23 protein-coding genes are annotated in these 25,301 nt (G+C 62.6%); 10 read left to right on the top strand and 13 right to left on the bottom strand.

Features of this window, described 5'->3' with window-relative positions:
• Nucleotides 1-7 precede the first annotated feature (7 nt).
• Complete coding sequence (locus tag ACE3PH_RS03085; RefSeq protein WP_374316422.1) at nt 8-1,462, top strand: mannose-1-phosphate guanylyltransferase/mannose-6-phosphate isomerase; 1,455 nt, start codon at nt 8-10, stop codon at nt 1,460-1,462.
• Here ACE3PH_RS03085 and ACE3PH_RS03080 read toward each other — a convergent pair.
• From ACE3PH_RS03080 to ACE3PH_RS03070, 3 genes are read right to left on the bottom strand one after another with little or no spacing between them, the layout of a single operon-like run.
• Nucleotides 1,444-2,133 carry an HAD-IA family hydrolase gene (locus tag ACE3PH_RS03080; protein WP_374316420.1) on the bottom strand — a complete coding sequence of 230 codons (690 nt, stop codon included), beginning with the start codon at nt 2,131-2,133 and terminating at the stop codon, nt 1,444-1,446. The two genes, ACE3PH_RS03085 and ACE3PH_RS03080, sit on opposite strands and share 19 nt — an antisense overlap.
• Nucleotides 2,130-2,834 (bottom strand): bifunctional 2-polyprenyl-6-hydroxyphenol methylase/3-demethylubiquinol 3-O-methyltransferase UbiG, encoded by a 705-nt coding sequence (ubiG, locus tag ACE3PH_RS03075; RefSeq protein WP_374316418.1) that lies wholly within the window; start codon nt 2,832-2,834, stop codon nt 2,130-2,132. Before ubiG ends, ACE3PH_RS03080 begins: the two co-directional genes overlap by 4 nt.
• 33 nt (nt 2,835-2,867) lie before the next feature.
• Nucleotides 2,868-4,826, bottom strand: coding sequence for a sigma-54-dependent Fis family transcriptional regulator (locus ACE3PH_RS03070; RefSeq protein WP_374316416.1), 1,959 nt, complete (start codon nt 4,824-4,826; stop codon nt 2,868-2,870).
• A gap of 324 nt (nt 4,827-5,150) precedes the next feature.
• On the opposite strand from ACE3PH_RS03070, the gene ACE3PH_RS03065 reads away from it, so the two are divergent.
• The 3 genes from ACE3PH_RS03065 to ACE3PH_RS03055 all read left to right on the top strand — a co-directional run bounded on the left by ACE3PH_RS03065 (nt 5,151) and on the right by ACE3PH_RS03055 (nt 7,652).
• Complete coding sequence (locus ACE3PH_RS03065) at nt 5,151-6,671, top strand: aldehyde dehydrogenase family protein (protein ID WP_374316414.1); 1,521 nt, start codon at nt 5,151-5,153, stop codon at nt 6,669-6,671.
• Nucleotides 6,672-6,858: 187 nt separating this feature from the next.
• Nucleotides 6,859-7,293 (top strand): DUF779 domain-containing protein, encoded by a 435-nt coding sequence (locus tag ACE3PH_RS03060; RefSeq protein WP_374316412.1) that lies wholly within the window; start codon nt 6,859-6,861, stop codon nt 7,291-7,293.
• Complete coding sequence (locus tag ACE3PH_RS03055; protein ID WP_374316410.1) at nt 7,290-7,652, top strand: ArsC family reductase; 363 nt, start codon at nt 7,290-7,292, stop codon at nt 7,650-7,652. Before ACE3PH_RS03060 ends, ACE3PH_RS03055 begins: the two co-directional genes overlap by 4 nt.
• On the opposite strand, the gene ACE3PH_RS03050 is transcribed toward ACE3PH_RS03055, so the two are convergent.
• The 3 genes from ACE3PH_RS03050 to ACE3PH_RS03040 form a co-directional block, all read right to left on the bottom strand.
• The gene (locus ACE3PH_RS03050) at nt 7,653-8,867 is read right to left on the bottom strand and encodes an MFS transporter (protein WP_374316408.1); all 1,215 of its coding nucleotides are present in this window, start codon (nt 8,865-8,867) and stop codon (nt 7,653-7,655) included.
• A 101-nt stretch (nt 8,868-8,968) separates the two neighbouring features.
• Nucleotides 8,969-11,698: an aconitate hydratase AcnA gene (acnA, locus tag ACE3PH_RS03045; RefSeq protein WP_374316406.1), complete on the bottom strand. Its 2,730-nt coding sequence runs from the start codon at nt 11,696-11,698 to the stop codon at nt 8,969-8,971.
• A gap of 87 nt (nt 11,699-11,785) precedes the next feature.
• Nucleotides 11,786-13,345 carry a methyl-accepting chemotaxis protein gene (locus ACE3PH_RS03040; RefSeq protein ID WP_374316404.1) on the bottom strand — a complete coding sequence of 520 codons (1,560 nt, stop codon included), beginning with the start codon at nt 13,343-13,345 and terminating at the stop codon, nt 11,786-11,788.
• A gap of 161 nt (nt 13,346-13,506) precedes the next feature.
• On the opposite strand from ACE3PH_RS03040, the gene ACE3PH_RS03035 reads away from it, so the two are divergent.
• From ACE3PH_RS03035 to ACE3PH_RS03015, 5 genes are read left to right on the top strand one after another with little or no spacing between them, the layout of a single operon-like run.
• Entirely contained in the window at nt 13,507-14,526 is a 1,020-nt protein-coding gene (locus ACE3PH_RS03035) for a bile acid:sodium symporter family protein (protein ID WP_374316402.1), read from the top strand.
• Complete coding sequence (locus ACE3PH_RS03030; RefSeq protein ID WP_374316400.1) at nt 14,526-15,215, top strand: pseudouridine synthase; 690 nt, start codon at nt 14,526-14,528, stop codon at nt 15,213-15,215. Before ACE3PH_RS03035 ends, ACE3PH_RS03030 begins: the two co-directional genes overlap by 1 nt.
• 18 nt (nt 15,216-15,233) lie before the next feature.
• Nucleotides 15,234-15,665 (top strand): UPF0158 family protein, encoded by a 432-nt coding sequence (locus tag ACE3PH_RS03025; RefSeq protein ID WP_374316398.1) that lies wholly within the window; start codon nt 15,234-15,236, stop codon nt 15,663-15,665.
• Between the two features lie 6 nt (nt 15,666-15,671).
• Nucleotides 15,672-17,105: an exodeoxyribonuclease I gene (gene sbcB / locus ACE3PH_RS03020; RefSeq protein WP_374316396.1), complete on the top strand. Its 1,434-nt coding sequence runs from the start codon at nt 15,672-15,674 to the stop codon at nt 17,103-17,105.
• Entirely contained in the window at nt 17,102-17,632 is a 531-nt protein-coding gene (locus ACE3PH_RS03015; RefSeq protein ID WP_374316394.1) for a M48 family metallopeptidase, read from the top strand. The genes sbcB and ACE3PH_RS03015 overlap by 4 nt, the downstream gene beginning before the upstream one ends.
• On the opposite strand, the gene ACE3PH_RS03010 is transcribed toward ACE3PH_RS03015, so the two are convergent.
• The 7 genes from ACE3PH_RS03010 to ACE3PH_RS02980 all read right to left on the bottom strand — a co-directional run bounded on the left by ACE3PH_RS03010 (nt 17,629) and on the right by ACE3PH_RS02980 (nt 23,248).
• Nucleotides 17,629-19,995: a penicillin-binding protein 1A gene (locus ACE3PH_RS03010; protein ID WP_374316392.1), complete on the bottom strand. Its 2,367-nt coding sequence runs from the start codon at nt 19,993-19,995 to the stop codon at nt 17,629-17,631. The genes ACE3PH_RS03015 and ACE3PH_RS03010 overlap by 4 nt on opposite strands.
• Nucleotides 19,996-20,083: 88 nt before the next feature.
• Nucleotides 20,084-20,563: a DUF2269 family protein gene (locus ACE3PH_RS03005; RefSeq protein WP_374316391.1), complete on the bottom strand. Its 480-nt coding sequence runs from the start codon at nt 20,561-20,563 to the stop codon at nt 20,084-20,086.
• On the bottom strand, nt 20,560-20,928 hold the full coding sequence (locus ACE3PH_RS03000; RefSeq protein ID WP_374316390.1) for a DoxX-like family protein: 369 nt from the start codon (nt 20,926-20,928) through the stop codon (nt 20,560-20,562). Before ACE3PH_RS03000 ends, ACE3PH_RS03005 begins: the two co-directional genes overlap by 4 nt.
• Nucleotide 20,929: 1 nt before the next feature.
• The gene (locus ACE3PH_RS02995) at nt 20,930-21,808 is read right to left on the bottom strand and encodes an NAD-dependent epimerase/dehydratase family protein (protein ID WP_374316388.1); all 879 of its coding nucleotides are present in this window, start codon (nt 21,806-21,808) and stop codon (nt 20,930-20,932) included.
• Nucleotides 21,805-22,188, bottom strand: a complete 384-nt coding sequence (locus tag ACE3PH_RS02990) for a hypothetical protein (protein WP_374316386.1) — start codon at nt 22,186-22,188, stop codon at nt 21,805-21,807. Before ACE3PH_RS02990 ends, ACE3PH_RS02995 begins: the two co-directional genes overlap by 4 nt.
• A gap of 24 nt (nt 22,189-22,212) precedes the next feature.
• Entirely contained in the window at nt 22,213-22,665 is a 453-nt protein-coding gene (locus ACE3PH_RS02985) for a thiol-disulfide oxidoreductase DCC family protein (RefSeq protein WP_374316384.1), read from the bottom strand.
• A gap of 58 nt (nt 22,666-22,723) precedes the next feature.
• Nucleotides 22,724-23,248, bottom strand: coding sequence for a GbsR/MarR family transcriptional regulator (locus tag ACE3PH_RS02980; protein WP_374316382.1), 525 nt, complete (start codon nt 23,246-23,248; stop codon nt 22,724-22,726).
• A 221-nt stretch (nt 23,249-23,469) separates the two neighbouring features.
• On the opposite strand from ACE3PH_RS02980, the gene ACE3PH_RS02975 reads away from it, so the two are divergent.
• Nucleotides 23,470-25,284: a lipase family protein gene (locus ACE3PH_RS02975; protein ID WP_374316380.1), complete on the top strand. Its 1,815-nt coding sequence runs from the start codon at nt 23,470-23,472 to the stop codon at nt 25,282-25,284.
• Nucleotides 25,285-25,301 lie beyond the last annotated feature (17 nt).

The raw sequence follows: 25,301 nt of genomic DNA, 5'->3' as shown, positions 1-25,301 counted from the left end.
GACTGTCATGAAACTGAACCTGCTGCCCGTGATCATGGCCGGTGGCTCCGGCACCCGCCTGTGGCCGCTGTCACGTGCGCTGTATCCGAAACAGTTTCTGGTGCTGGAGGGTAATCAGAGCCTGTTCCAGCAAGCCCATTTGCGTTTGCAAGCGCTGGTGGCGGACGATATCGAGGTGGCCAGCCCCTGTGTGGTGGGCAATGAAGAGCATCGTTTTCTCGTGCTGGACCAGTTGCGTGAAGTCAAGGGTGAACCGTCTTCACTGCTGCTGGAGCCCGTAGGGCGCAACACCGCTCCGGCCGTTGCGCTGGCTGCCTTGCAGGCGATGGTTGGCGACAGCGACCCAATTCTGGTGGTGACACCAGCTGATCAGACGGTCGTCAACCAGGCAGCTTACACAGCAGCCTTGCAGGCAGCGGTCCGTTGCGCGGCAGAAGGCGACATCGTGATCCTGGGGATCACGCCGGATCGCCCGGAAACGGGGTTTGGTTACATCCGTGTGGGTGATGCGGCTGCCGACGGCGCCCGCGGTGTTGAGGCGTTTGTCGAAAAGCCTGATCTGGCGACGGCGCAACGTTATCTCGATGAAGGGTGCTACTACTGGAACAGCGGCATGTTCGTGATGCGGGCCTCGCGTTGGCTGGCTGCATTGGGGCATTTCCGGCCTGATATCGCCAAGGCAACGCAGCAGGCCTTCGATGTACGGACGACCGATGCCAGCTTTGTGCGCCCAGGCAAGGCCGAGTTTGCGGCTGTGCCTTCCGAGTCGGTGGACTACGCCGTGATGGAGCAGTGCCCTACTCACCCGGAAAGCGGCTTCAAGGTGCGCATGGTGCCGCTGGACGCCGGTTGGTCTGATCTGGGCGCATGGGATGCCGTATGGCAGGTGTTGCCGCACGATGAAAACGGCAATGCCCAGCAAGGTGATGCCCTGATTCAGGACAGCCACAACACCCTGGTGCATGCCAACAGCCGCCTGGTGGCCGCAGTCGGTCTGGACAATGTGGTGGTGGTCGAAACCCCGGATGCGGTGCTGGTGGCCGATCGCAGTCGCAGTCAGGACGTCAAGAAAATTGTCTCGAAGTTGTCCGAGCACGAACGTACCGAGGGCTCGCTGCATCGCCGTGTACACCGGCCCTGGGGCTGGTATGACTCGATCGATGCTGGCGCGCGGTTTCAGGTCAAGCGCATCATGGTCAAGCCCAAGGCTTCGCTGAGCCTGCAGATGCACCACCACCGTGCCGAGCACTGGATTGTCGTGAGTGGAACGGCTGAAGTCACGGTGGGTGACAAGGTGGTGCTCTTGTCCGAGAACCAGTCGACCTATATTCCGCTGGGTACGGTGCACCGTTTGATCAACCCGGGCACCATTCCGCTGGAGATCATCGAGGTGCAGTCAGGCAGCTACCTCGGTGAGGACGACATCGTCCGCTTCCAGGACAACTACGGCCGCTCGGCCTGAACGGCAGACCAGATGTCCATGGGGTGGGGGCAGATGATGTCCGCCCCCCAGTCGGGCACCGGTGTGTCGCCACCCAGATAGCCCCAGCCGGCAACAGCACTGGGCATGCCGGCTGCCTGTGCGGCCTGGATGTCTCGCAGGTCGTCGCCCACATACAGCGTCGCAGATGCTGCGATACCGGCCTGCTCGCAGGCAGTGAGCAGTGGCAAGGGGTGGGGCTTGGCGTGGGCCGTGCTGTCGCCGCTGATGATGGTGGCAGCGCGCGCTTGCAGCTGCAGGCCAGCCATCACAGGCAGTGTGAAGCGATGGGGTTTGTTGGTGACCACGCCCCAGGGCATGTTGGCAGCTTCCAGACGCAGCAGGAGCTCGGCCATGCCGTCGAAAAGGCAGGTCGAATCGGCAAGGCAGGCCATGTAGGCATCCAGAAAGGCTTGCCGCAACGGCTCGAATTCATCGTCACCAGGGTGGATGTCGAGGCCCACTCCGATCAGACCACGCGCCCCGGCTGATGCATGTGGCCGCAGCGTGGCCAGGGGCAATGGTTCCAGCCCCCTTGCCACGCGCAGGGTGTTGAGTGCCGCACCCAGGTCTCCTGCGGTGTCGGCCAGGGTGCCGTCCAGATCGAACAACACGGCCCGGATGGGCTGGGCCCAGGCGTGTCGGCCGCTCATGCGGCGGCCTTGCGGCAAGCCACCAGGTAGTTGACGCTGGTGTCTGACGACAGCTTGTAGATGCGGGTCAGCGGGTTGTACTCGAGCCCCTTCATCTGGAAGGTGTCCAGACCGGACTCGCGGATCCAGCGATTGAGTTCGGCTGGCGTGATGAAGCGTGCGTAGTCATGTGTGCCTTTCGGCAGCAGCTTGAGCACATATTCGGCCCCGACGATGGCCAGCAGGAAAGATTTGGGGTTGCGGTTGAGCGTCGAGAAAAACACCCAGCCGCCTGGTTTGACCATGTCGGTACAGGCCTGGATGACCGAAGCGGGATCAGGGACGTGTTCCAGCATTTCCATACAGGTCACGACGTCAAACTGTCCAGGCTGTTCTGCCGCCAGGGCCTCGGCGGCCACGCTGCGGTATTCCAGGTTGGCTACGCCGCCTTCCATGGCGTGCAGTTGGGCCACCTTCAAGGGGCGGTCGGCCAGGTCAATGCCAAGCACATGGGCGCCTCGGCGCGCCATCGATTCAGCCAGGATGCCACCGCCACATCCCACGTCGACCACACGCTTGCCCTGGATGGACGCAAGCTGGTCGATCCAGTCCAGGCGCAGGGGGTTGATCTGGTGCAGGGGGCGGAATTCGCTCTCGGGGTCCCACCAGCGGTGGGCCAGTTCGCTGAATTTCGCCAGTTCTTGAGGGTCTGCGTTCGTCATGGGTGCAATCGTACCCAATCCGCAGGCCAAATCTCAGATGCCGGCTTGCTTGAGTCGCCGGTAAAGTGTGTTGCGGCTGATGCCCAGTCGACGCGCCGCTTCGGACATGTTGCCTGCCGTGGCTGACACCACTTGCAGAATGGCCTGGTCGGACAGCTTGCGCAGATTGGCCATCTGGATGCCGGTATCCGTGGAGGACACCGTTGACAGCGGCACGGTTGCGGTGGGGCGCAGCGCTTCCCGCAATTCATCGGACATGTCATCTGGCAGGTGGTGCCAGTCGAGCGTGGTGTCGCGGTTGGCTGCCAGTGCACAGGCCGTTCGCAAGAGGCTGTGCAATTGGCGCAGATTGCCTGGCCAGTGGTGATGACAAAGGGCTTCGAGCAGATCGGGGCGGATGTGGCCTATACGGGGGCGGCCCATGGTGGCGCAGGTCTGCTCGATGATCTCACTGATCAGCCGTGGAATGTCCTGGCGCTCGCGCAAGGCTGGCAGGGTGACTGTCAGGCCATTGAGTCGGTAGTAGAGGTCTTCACGGAAGCTGCCCTGGCGGACGGCTTCGCGCAATTGCCGGTGCGTCGCACACACCAGCACAAAGTCCACCGGCACGGGTTTGCTGCCCCCGAGTGGCAGCACCATGCGGTCCTGCAGTACGCGCAGCAGGCGGGCTTGCAGCGCCAGAGGCATGTCGCCGATTTCATCGAGGAACAAGGTGCCGCCATCGGCCTCGCGGATGCGCCCGGGGGAGCCTTCACGGCGGGCGCCAGTGAAGGCTCCCCCGACATAACCAAACAGTTCGGCTTCAATCAGGGTTTCAGGCAGGGCGGCGCAGTTGAGCGCTACAAAGGGCTGGTGGCTGCGCTCGCCTTCTTCATGCAGGTGCCGGGCAAATACTTCCTTGCCGGTGCCCGACTCACCTTGAATCAGCACGGCAATGCCTTGCGCCTGCACCCGCAAGGCCCGCCTCAGTGCTTCGATGAGGCGCGGGTCGACTGCTGGAGCGGCAGGTGGCGACTCAGCCTGAGCTGCATGGGGGGTGAGCAGATTCGTCAGCCCTGTAGCTGGCATGGAGACCGCTGGCTTTTGCGGGGTGTCCAGGCGACCGAACAGTTGGCGGTGATGGCGTGACGGGATGCGCAGCACCTGTCCCGGCGGCAATTCACGCAAGGATATGCCGGCGAGCTCTTCCAGCGTGCAACTGCCGACGCGGATCCCGTCGATACGCAGCCAGTGCTGTGCGACCGAATTGGCGCCAATCAGCCAGCCATCGTCCGACAGGGCCAGCAGCCCTTCGCCGACGCCCCCCAGCCCTTCTGGCAGGGTGTGCAGGTGCAGGATGAGGTCATGGTGGTGTCGGGCATGGAAGAGCCGGTCTTCGATCATGCGCGCAGCCGAGCGCACCAGGGCAAAGGTATGGGGGTGGCGCCCGCGCTGGTCACCTGAGATGTCGAGTACGCCGCGCAGTTTGCCGTCCGAGCCGCGTACCGGTGCCGCAGCGCAGGTCAGGAAGCTGTTGCGGTCCAGATAGTGTTCTTCGCCGTGGATGACGATGGGGTGTTCTTCAGCCAGGGCAGTGCCGATGGCGTTGGTGCCGCGATCGGCTTCGTGCCACAGGGCGCCTGGTCGCAGCGAAACGCTGTCGGCACGGGGCACAAAGTCCGGGTCACCCATGCTGTGGATGAGGAGGCCGCGGGCGTCTGACAGCACAACCAGATTGCCCGAGTCTTTGATCTGGTCGAACACGAACTCCATGACCGGCTTGGCCTGAGCGAGAAAGTCGTGCTGGCCCTGGATGGCCAGACGCAACTCGGTGGCACTGCACAGCGGCGGCTCGCCGGCATGTTCTACCGGGCTCAGTCCCGCATGGCGACTGCGCAGCCAGGAGCGGCTCAGTCGTTCATCGACCACGCCGTTGGGCAGGTCACCTGACTCCAGCAGGCGTTGCCGGACCTGGCGCAGGTCCGTCGCAGGGGGCGAGGCGGGCAGGGGCATGAGTTTCTCAGCGGGATCAGGGTTTGTTCGAGGGCTCGCTGCCAGTATGCGGGGGGTTGGGATTGTGGGAACCCGTAGTCTCCCTGTGTCATTTTGGGACAGTGTGACGTACTGGCGCATTTGGCCTGTCACAGGGGTGACAGTGCCCGGTACACGTAGGGGGAATGGCGGAAAACGGCTGTAAGGCGCATGGCGTCTATGTTGGCGGCAGATCAGCGGCAGATCACGACAACAAGCTGGCTTGGTGGCAACCCTGACTGGCACGCGCCGTGCGCTAAGGATGTCGGCCACGCCCTTGTGGTCTTGGACAACAGGAGACATCCCATGATCTACGCAGCACCTGGAAACGCCGACGCACCCCTGGCTTACAAGAGCCGTTATGACAATTTCATCAATGGCAAGTTCGTCGCCCCGGTTGGCGGGGAGTACTTCGATGTGATCACCCCGATCAGCGGCAAGGTCTACACGCAGGCCGCTCGCTCGACCGAGGCCGACATTGAGCTGGCGCTGGACGCCGCACATGCTGCGAAGGACAAGTGGGCGGCCACGGCTCCTTCGGATCGCGCCAACATCCTGCTGAAGATCGCCGATCGTCTTGAGCAGAACCTCGAAAAGCTGGCTTATGCCGAAACGGTCGATAACGGCAAGCCGATCCGCGAAACCCTGAACGCCGACATCCCTCTGGCTGTCGACCATTTCCGTTATTTCGCTGGTTGTGTGCGTGCTCAGGAAGGCTCGCTTTCCGAAATCGACCACAACACCATCGCCTACCACTTCCATGAGCCGCTCGGCGTGGTCGGCCAGATCATTCCCTGGAACTTCCCGATCCTGATGGCAGCCTGGAAGCTGGCTCCCGCCCTGGGCGCCGGTAACTGCGTGGTGCTGAAGCCGGCCGAGTCGACCCCCATCAGCATCCTGGTGCTGGTCGAGCTGATTGCCGACCTGCTGCCGCCTGGCGTGCTGAACGTGGTGAATGGTTTTGGCCGTGAAGCCGGCATGCCGCTGGCCACCAGCAAGCGCATTGCCAAGATCGCTTTCACGGGCTCGACTGCAACGGGCCGCGTGATCGCCCAGGCTGCTGCAGGCAACCTGATCCCCGCCACGCTGGAACTGGGTGGCAAGAGCCCCAACATCTTCTTTGAAGACGTCATGGCTGCTGACGATGCCTTCCTGGACAAGGCCATCGAAGGCATGGTGCTGTTCGCATTCAACCAGGGTGAGGTCTGCACCTGCCCGTCGCGTGCCCTGATCCAGGAATCCATTTACGACCGGTTCATCGAGCGCGTGCTCAAGCGTGTGGCTGCCATCAAGCAGGGTAACCCGCTGGATACCGACACCATGATGGGCGCCCAGGCTTCGGCCATGCAGATGGACAAGATCCTGTCCTACCTGGCCGTGGGCAAGGAAGAAGGCGCCAAGGTGCTGATCGGTGGCGACGCAGCCAAGCTGGGTGGCGAACTGGAAGGTGGCTACTACATCCAGCCGACCCTGTTCAAGGGCCACAACCAGATGCGCGTCTTCCGCGAAGAAATCTTCGGCCCCGTGCTCGCCGTGACCACCTTCAAGACCGAGGAAGAGGCTCTGGCCATTGCCAACGACACGCCGTATGGTCTGGGCGCCGGTGTGTGGTCACGCGATGGCAGCCGTGCTTACCGCTTCGGCCGCGGCATCCAGGCTGGTCGCGTGTGGACGAACTGCTACCACGCCTACCCGGCTCACGCTGCATTCGGTGGCTACAAGGAATCGGGTATCGGCCGTGAAACCCACAAGCAGATGCTGGACCACTACCAGCAGACCAAGAACCTGCTGGTGAGCTACAGCCCGAACGCCCTGGGCTTCTTCTGAGTTCGAACTGAACGACGGGCCGCAGAGCCCGATTACACATGTTTGTGTCGAGCCGGTTCGGTTTGGTGGATCCACAAGGTCCGCCGTCCGAACCGGGGGTATCCGGGGCAGATCCCCCGGGTGTCCAGTGATTGTGTTGCGCGTCTTTGGGGGGCTTTGGGCCCCCCGTTTTTTCCGGAGAGCAGACATGGAAATGGTGACCGCTGAGCGCGTGGTGGCTACGGATGCAGCCCTCAAGGTGATCGAGCGGCTGCTGCTGCGTTATGGCCCGCTGATGTTCCATTTGTCAGGCGGGTGCTGCGAAGGCGCCGAGCCCATGTGCTATCCGCTGGGCGAGCTGAAGGTGGGCGAGTCGGATGTCCGACTGGGGCAGATCGGCGGCTGCCCGGTGTTCATGAGCCGCAGCCAGTATGAGCACATGCCGCATGTGATGTGGGTGTTCGACATCGCCGAAGGCATGGGTAACTCCTATTCGCTGGAATCCATGCTGAATGTCCATTTCGTGTCGCACACACGTCCGCTCAGCGATGAGGAATGGTCAACTTTCCTGCCTGTGCGAGCGGGGCAGGACTATCTTGTGCCACAGTGCAACTCCGAATCACAGCGGAGTTCCGACACATGAGCATCCTGGTCTACGGCATCCCCAACTGCAACACCGTCAAGAAAGCCCGAACCTGGCTGGAAGAGCGCGGCGTGGGCTATACCTTCCATGACTACAAGAAGCAGGGTGTGCCGGCAGACCGGCTGGATGCCTGGATCAAGGCCGTGGGCTGGGAAGTGCTGGTGAACCGCCAGGGCACGACCTGGCGCAAGCTGGACGACGCAACCAAGGCCGGAGTGACCGATGCGGCCAGTGCGAAGGCCTTGATGCTGTCCAGCCCGAGCGTGATCAAGCGCCCTGTGGTGGAGCAGGGCGGCCAGGTTCTGAGTGTCGGCTTTGACGACAAGAAGGCCGAGGTCCTCGCCGCAGCGGGTTTGTGATCAGCTGCGCTGCGTAGCCGGGCCTTGGGCTGCGCGCTTTTCTGCGAGGAAAGCCAGCCAGGCCACAACAGGGAACGCGGCCCCCAGCACGGTGCTGGCAGCCCACCCGCCTTGCGCATAAGCCCATACGCCCAGGCCGGAGCCGGTGGCTCCGCCAACGAAGAACAGGGTCATGAACAGCCCGTTGAGGCGGCCACGTTGTTCGTCTCCCAGCGAGTAGATGGCGCGCTGGCTGAGTACCAGGTTGGCCGAGACCCCCATGTCCAGCAGGATGGCGGCCGCGGTCAGCAGCACCAGGGTCCAGGTGCGGTCAAACGGGATGAGCCAGGGCAGGGCGAATGACAGCGCACTGACCAGCAAGGCCCAGTTGGTGGCTTTGCGCGTCAGCCCCCGATCGGCCCAACGTCCCGCAATGGGCGCGGCGATGGCGCCAGCGACACCAGCCAATGCAAACCAGGCGACACCTTCCTGTGTGAGGCCAAAGCGGGGGCTGGTCAGCCACAGTGGGGCGGTGCTCCAGAACAGGCTGAATGCAGCAAACAGCAACGCATGATAGAAGGCACGCCGTTGCAGGATGGGAGTCTGCATCAGCAGTCCCCACATGGAGCGCAGCAGTTGCGGGTAGGTCACTGACATGGATGGGGGCGTGCGTTGAGGCAGCGTCAGGTGCACGGCCACGGCCAGCAGCACCACGCAGGTGGCCGACATCCAGAAGACGGGGCGCCAGCCCCAGGCATGGGCCATCAGGCTGGAAATGGGGCGTGCGAGCATGATGCCCAGCAGCAAGCCGCTCATGACACGTCCCACCATTTCGCCGCGCTTTTCTGGAGGCGACAAGTGCGCCGCATAGGGCACCAGCACCTGTGCTGACACGCAACTCAGCCCGAGCAACCAGGCACCCAGCAGGAAGCTGCTGGCGTCATGAACCGAACTGAGACCGACGAGTGCGACGGCACTGGCCAGCAAGGCTGTGACAACCAGGCGTTTGTTCTCTACCAGATCGCCGAGCGGCACGATGAGCAGCAGGCCCACGCCATAGCCAATCTGGGTGAGGGTGACGATCAGCCCTGCCGCGCCAGCCGAGAGGCCGATATCGGCCCGAATGAGGCCGAGCAGCGGCTGGGCGTAATAGAGGTTGGCCACGATCACGCCACAGGCCAGGGCCAGCATCATGACCTGCGAGCCCTTCAACAGGGATGGGGGGTACTGCTTCATGAATGAAATAACGCAAGTTGGATGCCACTTGCTGACCCCAAAATGAAGCACGCCATGCTGGTTGGCATGGCGTGCCTCGTTCAGGTCAGCCTGTCAGCAGGTCAGGCGGCCAGAAGTTGCCGCAACACGTACGGCAGGATGCCACCTTGTTGGTAGTACTCGACCTCAATGGGCGTATCGATGCGGAGCTTCACCACTACCGTATCACGCCGACCATCCGGGCGTGTGATCACGATGCGGGCATCACCCTGTGGCTTGATGTCCTGGTCCAGTTCGATGTCGATCACTTCCGAGCCCGTCAGCTTGAGGGTGCTCCAGGAGTCCTGATCCTTGAACTGCAGCGGCAGCACCCCCATGCCAACCAGGTTGGATCGGTGGATACGCTCGAAACTACGGGCCACCACGGCCTTGATGCCCAGCAACTGGGTACCCTTGGCCGCCCAGTCACGACTGGAGCCCGTACCGTACTCTTCGCCTGCAAAGATCACCGTGGGCACGCCCGCGGCCTGATAGGCCATGGCGGCGTCGTAGATGGGCAGCTTGTGGCCCTTGTTCTCACCGTCAAGCTGGAGCAGGGTGTAGCCACCTTCCTCGCGCGAACCGTCTTCTCGGGCCGGCAACATGAGATTCTTGATGCGCACATTGGCAAAGGTGCCGCGCATCATCACCTCATGGTTGCCGCGGCGTGAGCCATAGCTGTTGAACTCATCCTTCTTCACGCCCTGGGCCAGCAGGTATTGACCGGCCGGGGTGGTGTCCTTGAACGAGCCTGCTGGCGAGATGTGGTCCGTGGTGATGGAATCGCCAAACAGACCCATGATGCGGGCACCGCGTACTGCCGCTTCACTGGGCGCGGGCTTGAGCGAGAAACCGTCAAAGAAGGGCGGGCGGGCAATGTAGGTGCTGGCTGGCCAGTTGTAGACCTCGCCACTCACGCCATTGATCTTTTCCCACAGCTTGCCGGGCTTGTCGGTGACCTTCTCGTAGTTCTTGCGATAGGCCTTGCCGTTGAGGGCGTACTTCAGCAGCTTGCCGACTTCCCTGGTGCTCGGCCAGATGTCGCCCAGGTAGATATCGCGGCCGTTCTTGCCCTTGCCCACGGGCTCGGTCATCAGATCGCGGCGCACGTTGCCGGCGAGGGCGTAGGCCACCACCAGCGGCGGCGAAGCCAGGAAATTGGCCTTCAGATTGGGGTGGATGCGGGCTTCGAAATTGCGGTTCCCAGACAGCACAGCCGCACAGACCAGATCGTTTTGCGTGATGGCGGCATTGATGTCCGGCGTGAGGTCGCCTGCATTGCCGATACACGTGGTGCAACCGTACGCCGCCACGTTGAAGCCCAGCTTTTCCAGGTAGGGCAGCAGGCCAGCCTTTTCAAGGTATTCGGTGACGACACGCGACCCAGGGGCCAGTGAGGTCTTCACGTGTGCCGGCACACGCAAGCCCGCCTTCACTGCCTTCTTGGCCAGCAAGCCAGCTGCCAGCAGCACGCCGGGGTTCGATGTGTTGGTGCAGGAGGTGATGGCTGCGATCAGCACATCGCCGTTGTGCAAGTCGATGCCGTCGGCTGTCTTGAAGCTCTGGTCGAGCTTGTCGGCGGGCTGGTTGAAGCCGTTCTCAGCCACCGGCTTGGTGTAGAGGCTGCTGAAGGTGTGGGCCACCTGACCGATCTCGATGCGGTCTTGCGGGCGCTTGGGTCCCGCCAGGGATGGTGCCACGGTGCCCAGGTCCAGGGTGATGACGCTCGAGTAGTCGATGTCGCCAGCCTTGGGGATGCCATACAGGCCCTGAGCCTTGAAGTAGCCCTCGAACGCGGCAATTTCGGCCTTGGTTCGGCCTGTGCCCTTGAAGTAGGCAACCGTCTGATCGTCGACGGGGAAGAAGCCCATCGTGGCGCCGTATTCCGGGGCCATGTTGGCAATCGTGGCTCGGTCGGGCAGGGTCAGTGTCGACAGACCTTCGCCAAAAAACTCGACGAACTTGCCGACCACCTTGGCCTTGCGCAGGATCTCGGTGATGGTCAGCACGAGGTCGGTGGCGGTCACGCCTTCGCGCAGTTGCCCCTTCAGTTCGAAGCCGACCACATCGGGGGTCAGGAAGTAGACCGGTTGCCCCAGCATGGCGGCCTCAGCCTCGATGCCGCCGACACCCCAGCCGACCACGCCAATGCCGTTGATCATGGTCGTGTGGCTGTCTGTGCCGACGAGGGAATCCGGGTAGGCCACACCATCCTTGCCGACGTGGATGCCACGTGCCAGGTATTCCAGATTGACCTGGTGGACGATGCCAAAGCCGGGTGGCACGACGCCAAAGGTATCGAAGGCCTGCATGCCCCACTTCATGAATTCGTAGCGCTCGCGGTTGCGCTCGAACTCCAGCTTCATGTTGAGATCCAGGGCCTTCTTGTCGCCGAAGTGATCGATCATCACCGAGTGGTCGACAACCAGATCGACGGGCACCAGCGGTTCGATGGCTTTGGCTGGCTTGCCCAGGTCGGCAGCCACATTGCGCATGGCGGCAAGGTCGGCGAGCAGCGGCACGCCGGTGAAGTCCTGCAGCACCACACGTGACACCACGAAGGGGATCTCATCGACGCGCGCTGCCCCAGGTTGCCAGTTGGCCAGATGGCCCACATGGGCCGCGGTGATCTTCTTGCCATCGCAATGGCGCAGCACCGATTCCAGCACGATGCGGATCGATACCGGCAGGCGCTTGACGTTGGGGTATTGCTTGCTCAGTTCGGGCAGGGAGAAGAACTGGCGCTTCTTGTCCGTGCTGTCCTTGAAGGTCTTGAGCGTCTTCGGGAATGCATGTGTTGAGGCGGTAGCCATGGGGGACATCTCCTAGCAGATGCCTTCCATGCTACTACTTCAATGTGTCATGGTCTGCCCGTGGGGTGAGAGCCCTTGATGACCGTGTCACTTCACCCGGAACACGCTGGCAGCGCGGACCAGGGTGTCGGCCTGGTTTTTCAGCGAACTGGTGGCGGTTGATGCCTCTTCTACCAGCGCAGCGTTTTGCTGGGTCACGCCATCAATCTGCGTGATGGAGGTGTTGACCTGTGCGATGTCACCCGATTGTTCTGCCGTGGCCGCCGTGATGCCCTGGATCAGGTCGGTCACGTGGGTGACGGCATCCACGACGCGGTTGATGGTCGCGCCCGCCTCTTCCACCTGCCTGGTCCCGGAGCTGACCTGATCAACCGACTTGCTGATGAGCTCACGGATTTCCTTGGCCGCAGACGAGCTGCGTTGGGCCAGCGAGCGCACTTCACCTGCCACCACGGCAAAACCGCGGCCTTGCTCGCCTGCACGGGCCGCTTCCACCGCTGCGTTGAGCGCCAGGATATTGGTCTGGAATGCGATGCTTTCGATCAGCTGGGTGATGTCGGACATGTGTTGAGACGAGGACTGGATGCCCTGCATCGCCTGAATGACCTGTTGCACGACCTGACCGCCTTGCTGCGCGGCCTGCGTGGTTTCCGCACTGACCTGGGCAACTTGCTGGGCTGTATCGGCGGTCTGCTTGACATTGCCTGTCAGCAGACTCAGCGCGTGCGTGGTTTGCACCAGGCTCTGGACCTGCGACTCAGTGCGCGAGGCGAGATTGGCATTGCCGGAGCTGATGTGGGTGATCGCTTGCTGGATGCCGTCAGCTTCGGTGCGCACGTCATACACAAAGGCCCGCGTGTTCATCGTGGCCTGCTTGAGCGCACGGATCAGGACACCGACCTGGTCGGTTCGATCGGAATCCTGTGCAAAGGTCAGGTCGCCCGAGGCCATGCTGTGGGCTGTCTGGATAGCGTCTTCCAACGGACGGCTGACCATGACCCGGATGCAGTAGACGAACAGAGCCCATAGGGTCACAGCAATGGCACCCTGTGCGATGCGCTGGACCGATTCGGACAGACCGATGTATTCGGGCAGGAACAGCAACGGCAGCAGGACGGCCGAAGCAATGCCGAAACGGCTGGTGAGGTGGAGCCGCCCCGTCTTGCCGAGGAGGTCACGCCAGCCGAAATAGCGGATGCGCCCGGCGTGAATCTTGAAAGTCTGTTTGCCTTTGGCCAGTTCGTCGGCCATTTTCTTGTACAGCGCGTCTGCGCTGTTGATCTGCTCGCGCGTCGGCTTGGTCCGCACCGACATGTAGCCGACTAGCTTGCCGTGATCCTTGAGTGGCGTCACATGGGCCTGAACCCAGTAGTGGTCGCCATCCTTGCGGCGGTTTTTGACCATGGCCGTCCAGGGGCGACCGCGCCCGATCGTCGACCACATGTCCTTGAAAGCGTCTGCGGGCATGTCGGGGTGCCGGATCAGATTGTGCGGCTGGCCGATCAACTCGTCGTAGGTGTAGCCGCTTACTTTCACAAATGCGGCGTTGCAGTGCGTGATGACCCCTTGCTTGTCGGTCATGGACACCAGCATCTCGCTGTCGGGGTAATCAAATTCCCGACCGGTGACGGGCAGATTCAAACGCATGGGGGCCTCGGTAGCTGTTGTCGGTTTCTTTGCTGTCTGGTTATCGTGCGCGTAATGGAAAACTTTAATGGGCGAATGAGTTGGCCTCCCGTCGTGCATTTCCGGTTTCAGGTAGGCTTTCGGGTTTTGTCGGACCCAGGGTGGTCGTGGGAGTGTGGGTCGTGAGCAGACGTGAAACGAGTCGGGTATCGCAGCGGGGCGCCGGTGACTGGTTCCTGATCGGGATGGTGGCGTCGGTCCTGATCGCCTCCGCGGTGCCCGATGTGGGGCGTTCGGGTGGTTGGTTGCATCTGGATCAGGTGACCGATGCTGGCGTGTTTGCGCTGTTTTTCCTGCATGGCATGGGCCTGTCGACCGACAGCCTCAAACACGGTGCCTCGCGCTGGAAATTGCATTTGCTGATCCAGACCTGCACCTATGTGCTGTTTCCGCTGTGGTGGTGGCTGTTTGCCAAGGTGGCCGGTCCTTTCATGCCGCAGGGCTTGCTGATGGGGTTTTTCTACCTGGCGGTGCTGCCGTCCACGGTGTCCTCCTCGGTCGCGATGACGGCGCTGGCGCGCGGCAACGTGGCTGCTGCTGTGCTCAATGCCACCTTGTCGACCTTGCTGGGGGTGTTTCTGACCCCGATGCTGGTGAGCCTGATGATGGGCAACGACAGCACCCATGCGATTCACCTGGGTGACACCATGCTGAAGATCGCCCGCTTGCTGCTGCTGCCCTTTGTGGTAGGGCATGTGCTGCGGCGGTGGTGGGGCACCTGGTTTGCCCGCCACAAGCGCTATACGCAGATCTTCGACCGCGGCGTGATCCTGCTGTTGGTGTGGTCCTCGTTCAGTGATGCGGTCGCTGGTGGGCTGTGGCGCGACAACGGCATCTTGCTGCTGGTCGAGACCATCATGGGGGTGGCCCTGTTCCTGTTCCCCATGCTGTGGGTCACCCGGCATCTGGCGCGCTGGCTGGGCTTCCATGTGGAAGACGAGATCGCGGCCGTCTTTTGTGGGTCGAAGAAAACCTTGGCGTCGGGCATGCCCATGGCCAAGCTGCTGTTCGGGTCCAGCGCGGCAGTGGGGCTGATGGTGCTGCCCATCATGTTCTATCACCAGATGCAACTGTTCGTCTGCACGGTCATGGCGCGCCGGTATGCCCAGCGTGACCAGGCCGGCGAGGACAAGGCTGCCTGATGACGGGCGAGCTCCCGCCGGTCGAGCACCAGCTGGCTGATTACACCCCGCCACCGGACGCCGGGCTGGCGCTGTTCTATGCAGACGAGCGGATGCTGGTGGTCGACAAGCCGAGTGGCCTGCTCAGTGTGCCCGGCCGAGGCGAGCGGATGCAGGACTGCCTGGCCAGTCGCGTGCAGGCGGTTTATCCGGATGCCTTGATCGTCCACCGGCTGGATTTGCCCACATCCGGCTTGCTGGTCATGGGGCGAGGCCTGGATGCCCAGCGGCGCTTGAGCCAGTTGTTCGAAAGCAGGCAGGTCCACAAGCGCTATGAAGCGCTGGTCAGCGGGTTGATCGTCGACGACGCGGGTGAGGTGGATCTGCCCCTCATCACCGATTGGCCTAACCGGCCGCGCCAGATGGTGGACCACGAACACGGCAAGCGGGCCTTGACGCGATGGCGCGTGCTGGCACGTGACGTCGCACAAGGGCGCACCCGTGTGTCACTGGAGCCCGTCACGGGCCGCTCGCATCAGTTGCGTGTTCACATGATGGCGCTGGGCCATCCCATTCTGGGCGATACGCTCTACGCCTGCGAGCGTGACCGTGATGCGGCGCCTCGCCTGCTCTTGCATGCTGCCGATTTGACCCTACTTCACCCTGATCACGGAGGCACTCTGGCGCTGCACAGCGCAGTGCCTTTTTGATGGCCGATGCGAGACCCCATGACCGACACCCGACTGTCTTTGACGATAGACCTGGATGACCTGACGCTGGCGCTGGGCTCCCTGTACGAGCTGGATGACCCGGCGCACTACCTGGACCGCCAGACCGGACAGGTCTTGTATGCCGGCGAGGGCCTGGAAGACCTGCCTGCCGACCTGAAGGACAATGCCCGCTACGTCTGGATCGAGCCCCGCTCGGGTGAGGCCTCGCTGGCGCAGATCGAGCAGTTCGTTGCGGCCATTCCGGACAAGCTGGTGCGGGATGTGCTGACGGTCGCGGTGCAGCACGACGAGCCTCTGGAGGCCTTCATGGCGGCGTTGCCGGCATTTCCGGCCTGGCGCGATGCATGGGTGAGGGCGCAACACGAAACCGGCGCCCAGGAGGCGCTGACCTGGTGCCACGCCCATGGCATCGAGCCCACCTGGATCTGAGTCACCATGACCGCTCACACCTTCTACTGGCACGATTACGAAACCTTTGGCCGGGTGCCACGGCGTGACCGACCTGCGCAGTTTGCCGGCGTCCGCACCGATGCCGATCTCAATGAGATTGGCGACCCCTTGATGATCTATTGCCAGCCGGCGCCGGATTACCTGCCCGATCCGGAGTCCTGCCTGCTCACCGGCATCCTTCCGCAGACCTGTCTGGACCAGGGGGACCCCGAGCATGTGTTTGCCGGGATGATCGAAACCGAGTTGGCTCGCCCCGGCACCGTCGGTGTCGGCTACAACACCATCCGCTTCGATGACGAGGTGACGCGCCACCTGTTCTGGCGCAACCTCATCGATCCCTACGCCCGCGAATGGCAAAACGAGTGTGGTCGCTGGGACCTGCTGGATGTCGTGCGTTGCACCTGGGCCTTGCGGCCTGAGGGCATCCACTGGCCAGTCAATGCCGATGGCAAGCCCTCGTTCAAGCTGGAGCACCTCACTGCTGCCAACGACCTGGCACACGAGGCCGCGCACGATGCCTTGTCTGATGTGCGGGCGACCATCGGCATGGCGCGGCTGATCAAGGCGCGCCAGCCCAAGCTGTGGGAGTTCTGCCTGCGCCTGCGCAAAAAAGAGGCGGTGCTGGCTGAAATTGGGGTGGGGCGGCCCTTCCTGCACGTGTCCGGCCAATACGGCACCGATCATGGCTGTCTGGCCCTGGTGTGGCCGCTGGCCCCGCACCCAACCAACAAGAACGAGCTCATTGTCTGGGACCTCGCTCATGACCCGTCCGAGTTGTTCGATCTGGATGCGGAGGCCATCCGGGCTCGGCTGTTTGTCAAGGCTGACGCCTTGCCCGAGGGCACCAGGCGCTTGCCCATCAAGAGCATTCACCTCAACAAGTCGCCCATCGTCATCGGCAACCTGAAGATGCTCAGCGATGAGCTGGCCGCCCGCTGGGGCATCGACCGCAGCCAGGCTTTGCAGCATGCAGAGGTGGCAGCCCAGCATGGGGCCAGCATGGCCGGCATCTGGCCCGACGTGTTCGCCCGTGCCAAGCCCGCCGTGGAACCCGATGTGGATGAAGACTTGTATGGGGCCTTCATTGGTCGGGAAGACCGCCAACGGTTGGACCGCCTGCGTGCCTTGAGCCCGGATGAGCTGGCGACCCGCCGCGATGGCTTCGACGACCATCGGCTGGCTGAACTGCTGTTTCGCTACCGCGCCCGCAATTTCCCAGACACCTTGAGCGATGAAGAACTCGCCCGCTGGCATGCCCTGCGCACCGCATGGCTGATTGACGGGCAAGGCCCCGGGCTGTCGCTGCAAGCCTTTTTCGAACGCATCGACGCCCTCGGGGAAAGCCTGGGTGAAGACGATGAGCGTGCCCAGCACATTCTGGGCGCGCTGTATGAATACGCCGAGCAGATTGCGCCATGAGCACCTCGCTGAAATACCTTCAGGGCTACCCCGAGCCGCTGTTGCAACAGGTGCGCCAACTGCTTGATGATGGCCGGGCCAGCGCGGTGCTGGCCAAACGCTATCCGGAGCAGCACGAAGTCCGCACGGACAAGGCGCTGTACGACTACGTGCTGGCGCAGAAGAACCAATACCTTCGTGGGGCTGATCCCATCAGCAAGGTGGCCTACGACAGCAAGCTCAAGATCATCCAGCATGCGCTGGGCACGCACACCATGGTGTCGCGCGTGCAGGGCAGCAAGCTCAAGGCCAAGCGCGAAATTCGCGTGGCGTCGCTGTTCAAGGAGGCGCCGGCAGCCTTCCTCGACATGATCGTGGTGCACGAACTGGCGCACCTCAAGGAGCGCGAGCACAACAAGGCCTTCTACCAACTGTGCACCCACATGCAGCCCGACTACCACCAGATCGAATTCGATCTGCGTTTGTGGCTCACCGTGCGCGAGTGGGGCGGCGCTGGCACCGCAGCGGTTGCGGTGCCAGATGCTTAAAAGATCTTGTTGATCAGCTTTTTGATGGCATCGCCCAGGACATCCTTGGGCGCATTCGGATCTGGTGGCGTCGGAATCAGTGCCGGGCTGACCGACTGACCATTCATGCCCAACTCCTCGATATAGCCGCCATCAGCCCATTCGCTGTAGCGCCAGTGGCCGTCCACCTGGACCAGCCCCTCCGGCACAGCCAGGTCATGCACGGGCTTGCCGGCCAGGGCTTGCCCCATGAACTGGATCCAGGCGGGCAGGGCCAGCGATGCGCCTGAACTGTGGCTGCCCAGGCTGCGCGGTGTGTCGTAGCCCAGCCAGACCACGGCGACCAGATCAGGCTGGAAGCCTGCAAACCAGGCGTCAACCACGTCGGTGGTGGTGCCGGTCTTGCCGTACAGGTCCGGGCGCTTCAGGGTGGCCTGGGCGCGCGCAGCAGTACCCACACGGGTGACCTCATTGAGCAGGGTGGATGTCAGGTAGGCGTTGCGTGCCGGGATGGCGCGTTGGGATTCATCTGGTTTGGTCACCGGCGCCTCGAACACCACCTTGCCCTCGCCATTGATCACCTTGCGGATCACCACGGGTGAGGTTTTCAGCCCACCATTGGCGAGCACCGCGTAGGCGCTGGCCAGTTGCAACGGCGTGGTCGAGCCGGTACCCAGGGCGAGTGTCAGGTTGTCTGGCTGCTTGTCGGCGTCAAAGCCGAACTGGGCGGTCCAGTCTCTCGCCGCCGTGGCCCCAACCAGCTGAACCAGCCGGATGCTCACCAGGTTCTTGGACTTGGTCAGCCCTTCCTTGACCGTGATGGGCCCATCGGCAGACCCGTCGGCGTTGCTGGGGTTCCAGGTGCCCACATCGGTCAGCGGGGCATCGTTGACCAGCGTTTCGGGCGTCACGCCTTTTTCCAGCGCCGCCGAATAGAGGAAAGGCTTGAAAGACGAACCCGGTTGGCGCCAGCCCTGGGTGACGTGGTTGAACTGATTGCGACGGAAGTCGAAGCCACCTACTAGGGCCTCGACATCACCGCTGTGCGGGTTGAGCGCGACCAGGGCGCCATCGGCTTCCGGCATCTGTGTGATGCGCCAGGCGCCGGCTTGCTTGACCACACGCACCACCGACCCGCGCTCGATGCGCAGGTTGGGCTTGGCCTTGGCCTGCAGACCGGGCATGGCCTGACGCAAGCCCTTGCCGGTGATCTGCAGCACATCGCCGGACGACAGCACCACGGTGACCTGTTGGGGCGATGCCTTGGTCACGATGGCCACGCGCAGGGCTTCGTCGTCCAGGTGGTCCTGCAGGGCATCGGCCACCGCTGCATCCGTATCGGCCAGGTCCTTGTCAAGGTCTTCCTTGGCCTCGGGGCCGCGCCATACCAGGGTGGCTTCACGGTCAATCAGTGTCTGACGCAGGGCAGCCCAGGCTGCACGTTGTTTGACCGAGTTCAGCGTGGTGTAGACCTTCATCCCTGATGTGTAGGCCGACTCACCATACTGGGCGAACACTTGCTGGCGCACCATCTCGGCGACATGCTCGGCATGCACCTCCACATCCTGTGGGTCCCGCACCACCAGCTTCTCTTTCAGCGCAGCGTCGTATTGCGCCTGGGTGATCACGTTCTCGGCCAGCATGCGCTGCAACACCACCTGCTGGCGAACGCGTGCACGATCCGGATTGCGTACCGGGTTCGCATAGGCCGGGTTCTGTGGCAGGCCCGCCAGCATGGCTACTTCTGCTACCGACAGATCCTTCAGCGGCTTGCCGAAATAGGTCTGGGATGCTTCCGCAAAGCCGTAGCTGCGTGCGCCCAGGTAGATCTGGTTCATGTACAGCTCGAGGATGCGGTCCTTGCCGAGCTGGTGCTCGATCCGGACCGACAGCATGGCCTCTTTCAGCTTGCGCGAGATGGTGCGTTCGCGGGTTAGAAAGAAGGTGCGGGCCACCTGTTGGGTGATGGTCGATGCGCCCTGGCGCTGTCCGCCCGTCAGGTTGGACACCACGGCGCGAGCCACCCCGATGGGATCAATGCCATGGTGTTCATAGAAGCGCGAGTCTTCCACCGACAACAATGCGTCGCGCATCAGCTTCGGGATCTCGTTCAGCGGGGTGTATTGCCGCCGCTCCTGGCCGAAGCCTGCGATTTCGACCCCGTCAGCGGTGTAGACGCGCAGGGGCTGCTTCGGGTGGTAGTTGTTGAGCGAGCTGGTGTCGGGCAACTGCGGGTAAAGCACCGCCAGGCTGATCAACAGGCCGACCACAGCGAGCAAGACGGCAGCACCCGCTGCGAGCAAGAGGGTACCCAGCAGAGCCAGACCTCGTTGAGAGGCCCGAACAGGGCGGCGAGACAGGGGCAACAGGCCGAAAGCGGTCATACGGTGCGCAAAAGCGGCAGGGAGGCCGATTATCACGCGCCTGCGTGAAGGGTGTGTAAGCGCCGGAGTCAGCCCCTTTGAAGTCCGCTCATGCGGACCAGAGTCCGGGCTTGACGACCATCAGGTAGAACACGATCACCATGGCGGCGAAAGCAGGGTAGCCCAGGCGCTCCCACCTGCTGGCATCCCGCCAGTAGTCCACTGGGAGGGGCTGGCCGGCCATGTGGCTGGCAGCCGCAATGCGGGCCATGCGAATCTGCAGGAACACCACCGGCACCCAGCAGGCGCCGGCGAGCATGTACAGCGCCATCGACACCATCAACCAGGGGCTGCTCAGTGGCCAGCCCGCCAGGTACACCATGGCCAGGCCCGACAGAGGCTGTATGACCACGGTGGGGGTGGTGAACCACCAGTCTGCCCGGACAACCAGCCGGCTGACCACGGCCTGCGCAGCCACCGATCCACTGCGGTTGGCAAAGAACATGTAAAACGCTGAACCCAGGCCCGTGCCGACCATCAGCACGCTGGAGACGATGTGCAGATACTTGAGCAACAGGTAGGTGTTCATGGTTCTTGTGCGATCAGGATCGAGAGCAGGGCCAGGATGGGCAGGTTCTTGCTCAACGGCCCCAGAGGGTGCCACCACAGTGTCGGAGCGATGACGGTGGCCAGCAGTGTCATCAAACAGGTCATGCATGCGGCAGCCAGATAAGCCGGGCGGCCAGGCTTCAGCCACATCCACACGCCAATGCCCAGGTCGGCGACCACCCCCAGCTCGATCAGGCCATCGTGGCTGGCTGAAGGCAGCCAGCTCGCCTGGCGCAGCAAACTGTGACCGATGCGGTCCGGATCAAGCACGCTGACCAAGGCCGTCAATAGCCAGACCGTGATCAGGCTCCACCGGGCCCAAGACACGGGCTTGACGTGGTTCATGTCAAACCATCCGCGCGAGCATGTGTTCGGGGGCAATCGTGGGGTGCCCCAGCAACGATTGAAGTGGCTGTGCCGGTCCGACATTGTCCTGACCGAGCATGGCCAACGTGTCGCTGCACCAGGGTGATACCGGAACCAGATCGCCCATGCGTGCGCTCAGTTGCGTGAGCGGTGCCGGTAGTGTCCAGACCCGTGCGGGCGCATGGCCCAGTTGCGCGCGCAGCGACGCGATGAACGCGGCCAGTGGCAAAGGACTGGGACCGGTTGCTGTGAGCACGCCCTTGTGGAAGGGCGAGTCCATGAGGCGTGCCACAGCTTCTGCCAGATCTTGTACGGCGACGGGTTGCACCCGGGCCTTCAGAACGGCCTGAGGTAGCACCAGCAGGGGCAGGCGCGCCAGGTTCAGAAACAGTTGGCTGCTGGCGCCTGCCTGGCCAAACACGATGCTGGGGCGGATCACCACCCCATCCAGCGCGCCAGCCTCGGTCAAGGCCAGCAGGTGCTGGTCGGCGGCCAGCTTGGTGATGGCATAGGGCGTGTGACCTTGGTCGACCCCGAGCGCGGACACCTGAGTCACCCTGCGAATGCCAGCCTGGGCGCAGGCATCAAACAGGGCCTTGGGTGTGTCGGTATGGATGGCGCGCATGGGGCGCTGGCGGCTGTCGCGCAGAATGCCCACGGCATTGACCACCGCGTCGATACCCTCCAGTCGATCCAGCCAGTTGGAAGCGTGTGTGTCGCGAGTGAAGTCGACGGGGATCACGGCAGGATCCCGATGGCGAACTGTTCCCGCGACGCGAACCTCGTGGCCAGCTGCCAGCAGGGCCTGATGGATGTGGCTCCCAATGAAGCCTCTTGCACCGCAAAGCAGGATATTCATGAGGATACTCCTTGGCTGGAGACGACCTGTGCCAGCATGGTCGCCTGACGTTGGGCATGCTGAAGCTGGCGTACCTGGAACCAGACGCGACGGCTGATGATGCCGATACTCAAAAAGACCCCGCCCATGACGATCACCAGCGTGCGGCGCAACATGCTCAGAGGCTCGATGCCGGCATCGAATCCCCCAAACATCAGGGTCATCAGCACGGTGCCACTGATGGTGAGCACATAGGCGCATCGGATCCAGAATTCGGCGCCGCCGTCGGCGTCACACAGCGTGTGCAGCACCCGCATCAGAATGGGTCGCAGGTAACTCACGACGATGACCGGCACCGCAAAGGCCAACAGCAATGACAGCAGGAAGTAGTGTGTGTTCATGTGATGTCCTCTGGTGGGGAATATTCATTGAGCACGGCACTGGCTGTCGTTGCAGCGAGCACGGCTGGCGGCACGCTCTGCTGCCCGCCGCGTCGGCCCTTCGAACAAGGCATGAACCAGCCAGCGGGGAAAGCGGTAGCGATGTCGCACCACCCATGGGTAGGCCCTGTCAGCCATTTGCTTCAGAACGGGCCAGGCCGTGGGTGCAGTCAGCCAACCCATGCCGACGGCACCATAGGCCAGGCGGAAGACCTCCACGCCTTTGACCACGCGACCGTCTGCACACCGGGCATGGATCAGGTTCATCAGGTTGGCCTGTGTCACGCCCTGCAGAGGCGATTCAAAGCCAGCCTCTGAGGCGTCGACAAACTGAAGCAAGTCTTCGGTGTTGCGCAGCATCAGGTTGTGCATCTCGGCGTTGCACAAGGGGCACGACGCATCGTAGAAGATGGTCATCGGATAGATCGCCTGGCCCATGGTCTACTCCTTTTGAAATTTCAGTATTAACAGAAATAACTTGTTAAAAAAAGGGGAGTCAACTTCCCCGAACGAACTTCTGGATGCTGGCACCCATGTGCAGGACTTTTTCCAGCGTGGCGGGTGACAGCCGCAGCATCTCGTCAGACCAGGAGCCCAAGGACTGCATCAGCTTGAGCGTTTCTCGTACACGATCTTGTGCATCTGGTGTCTCGATGCCGAAATCATCCCGCTTGACCAACTCTTCCAGCATCCGGGTGGTGGGGTCGAATTCGCGTTCCTTGCGCTCGCGGATGACCGTGCGGAACAACTCCCATACGTCCATTGACGTCTCGAAATAGTCTCGGCGATCGCCCAGCATCTGGGTCGTGCGGACGAGCTTCCAGCTGATCAACTCCTTGATGCTGTTGCTGACATTGGACCGCGCCACGCCCAATGTTTCCGCAATGTCTTCCGCATGCAGTGGGCGTCCGTGGAAGAACAGCAGGGCGTGAATCTGCGCCACGGTGCGGTTGACGCCCCAGGCTGACCCCATCTCGCCCCAGTGGACAACAAATTTGCGTGCAATGTCAGAGAGTTCCATGTGTGCAGTCTATCCAATCATAAATTTCTGTCAATACAGAAATTTTCTCTGTGGAGCACATGCATGGCTCGGGGGTTCTGCTCCCCCCGATACATGGGGGCAGGGGCGCTGGACGCTGAAAACGAAGAGGAAACCCCAAGCCATATCAGGCGCATTGCTCCAGAAAATCGTGAAATATTTAACGACAACAGAACAAATGTGTTCGATGCGAGGAGAGTGGAGTGAGCAAATCAAACTGGTTTGGCAGGCACGCGTTGAGCTTGACCCTGGGAGCTTCAATTCTGGCGGCCACGGCGGCTTTGGCTGTGCCCGTGCAGGGCTCGGCCGATGACCTGGTGTTCTACGCTGCCCCGACCGCGTTGAGCGGTGCGGCGGGAGACCTGCTGTCCTACCGCACGGCTTCCGTGAAGCTGGGCACCGGCGCGCCGGCGGTATCGGCCTGGAACGTCATCTACCAGTCGAAGACGGCTCACACGGTGTCGGGCGGCGTCGAGGTGGCGCCCAAGGACAATGCAGTTTCGGGCACGGTCCTGGTCCCGACCAAGGCCTGGACGGGGGGAGGTTCGCGCCCGGTGATGATCTACGCCATTGGTACCCATGGGCTCGCAACGAGTTGCGCCCCATCGCGTCAAATGGCGGCAGGTACAGACTATGAGTCTGGCAACATCGCCGCGGCACTCAACGCAGGCTATGCCGTGCTGGTGACGGATTACGCCGGCTACCTCAATGATCAGAAGGCCATCTACATGGCTGGCGAAAGTCAGGCCCATGCGGCACTGGACATCTTCCGGGCGGCTACAGCCTTGCCCGGGGCCGGCATCGATCCCAAGGCCAAGGTCGGTGTCTGGGGCTATTCGCAAGGCGGTCAGACAGCGGCCAAGGTGGCAGAGATCGCCTCTACCTATGCGCCTGACATCAACATCGTGGGCGTGGCCACGGGCGGCGTGCCGGCCGAGCTGCGCAGCGTGGCTCGCAACCTCGATGGCAACACGGGAGCGGCTTTCCTGATGTCGACTGTTGCCGGGTTGGCGAATGAGTACGGCAAGCGCGTGCCTATCAGCATCATCGCTACGACAGCCGGCAAGGCCGAACTGGCGAAACTGTCGGGTGAGTGCGTGTTTGAAGCGCTGCTGGACCTGCAGAACCGCACCCTCGGTTCCTTGACGGTGGGCAACCAGGCCCTGGATGACCTGCTGGATGTGGTCAGCGACGTGCTGGATGAGCAGCAGCTTGGCAAACAGACACCGACCATGCCGATCTACCACTACCATGGCCAGGCTGACGAGTTCATTCCGCTGGCACAGGCGTTCAACCTCAAGAAGCAGTATTGCGCGGGTGGGGCCAAGGTGAAGTTCGACGCCTACCCCAGCGAACACCTGGTGACCATGGTGCAGTCTGCCCCGAAGGTGCTGGCCTGGATGTCGGATCGCCTCGCTGGCAAAGCCGCCCCGAACACCTGCTCGAATACCACGCAACCAGCTGTGACGGCCTTACCTGGCGGGGGCGACTACAAGGTGGCACTGGACCACTGGCCGCTTGATGCCAAGGTGGTGCTCAAGACCTTGCAGCAGACGGTGACCTTGCCATCCACTTCGAGCTTGACGGCGGTGGCGAACCTGACCAACCCGAATCTGACGGGCCAGATGAGCATCCCTGCTTTCCGTCAGTCCATCAAGATCCTGGGCTTGAGCGTGCCGGTTGGCATGCGGGTGACGCCAGTTGGAGATGCCACGGGTACCGCCGCGCTCGACAAGGCTGGCGTGCTGTCGATCACGGCCACAGCCAAGGCTGACATCACTGTGACCTCCATCCTGGGCCTGCCCATTGGTGAGTGCAAGACCGCCACACCGGTGAACTTTGCGCTGAGCTCATCGGGATCGGTGTCCGGACTGGGCAGTGGGCTGACCTTCACAGGCACGACTTCTTTCCCGGCGCTCAAGGGCTGCCTGGTGTCTGCCGTGCTGACTGCCTTGATGTCCGGCCCTGGGCAGGCGTACAGCTTCACGGTTGCGCCGCCTGAGCCCTTAACCAACTGATGCAGCCAACTGCATTC

Origin of the sequence: Aquabacterium sp., from assembly GCF_041909175.1 — a bacterium.
Lineage (GTDB): Bacteria > Pseudomonadota > Gammaproteobacteria > Burkholderiales > Burkholderiaceae_C > Aquabacterium.
Note: the sequence above shows the minus strand (reverse complement) of the source record. Positions and strands in the feature narration are given on the sequence as shown.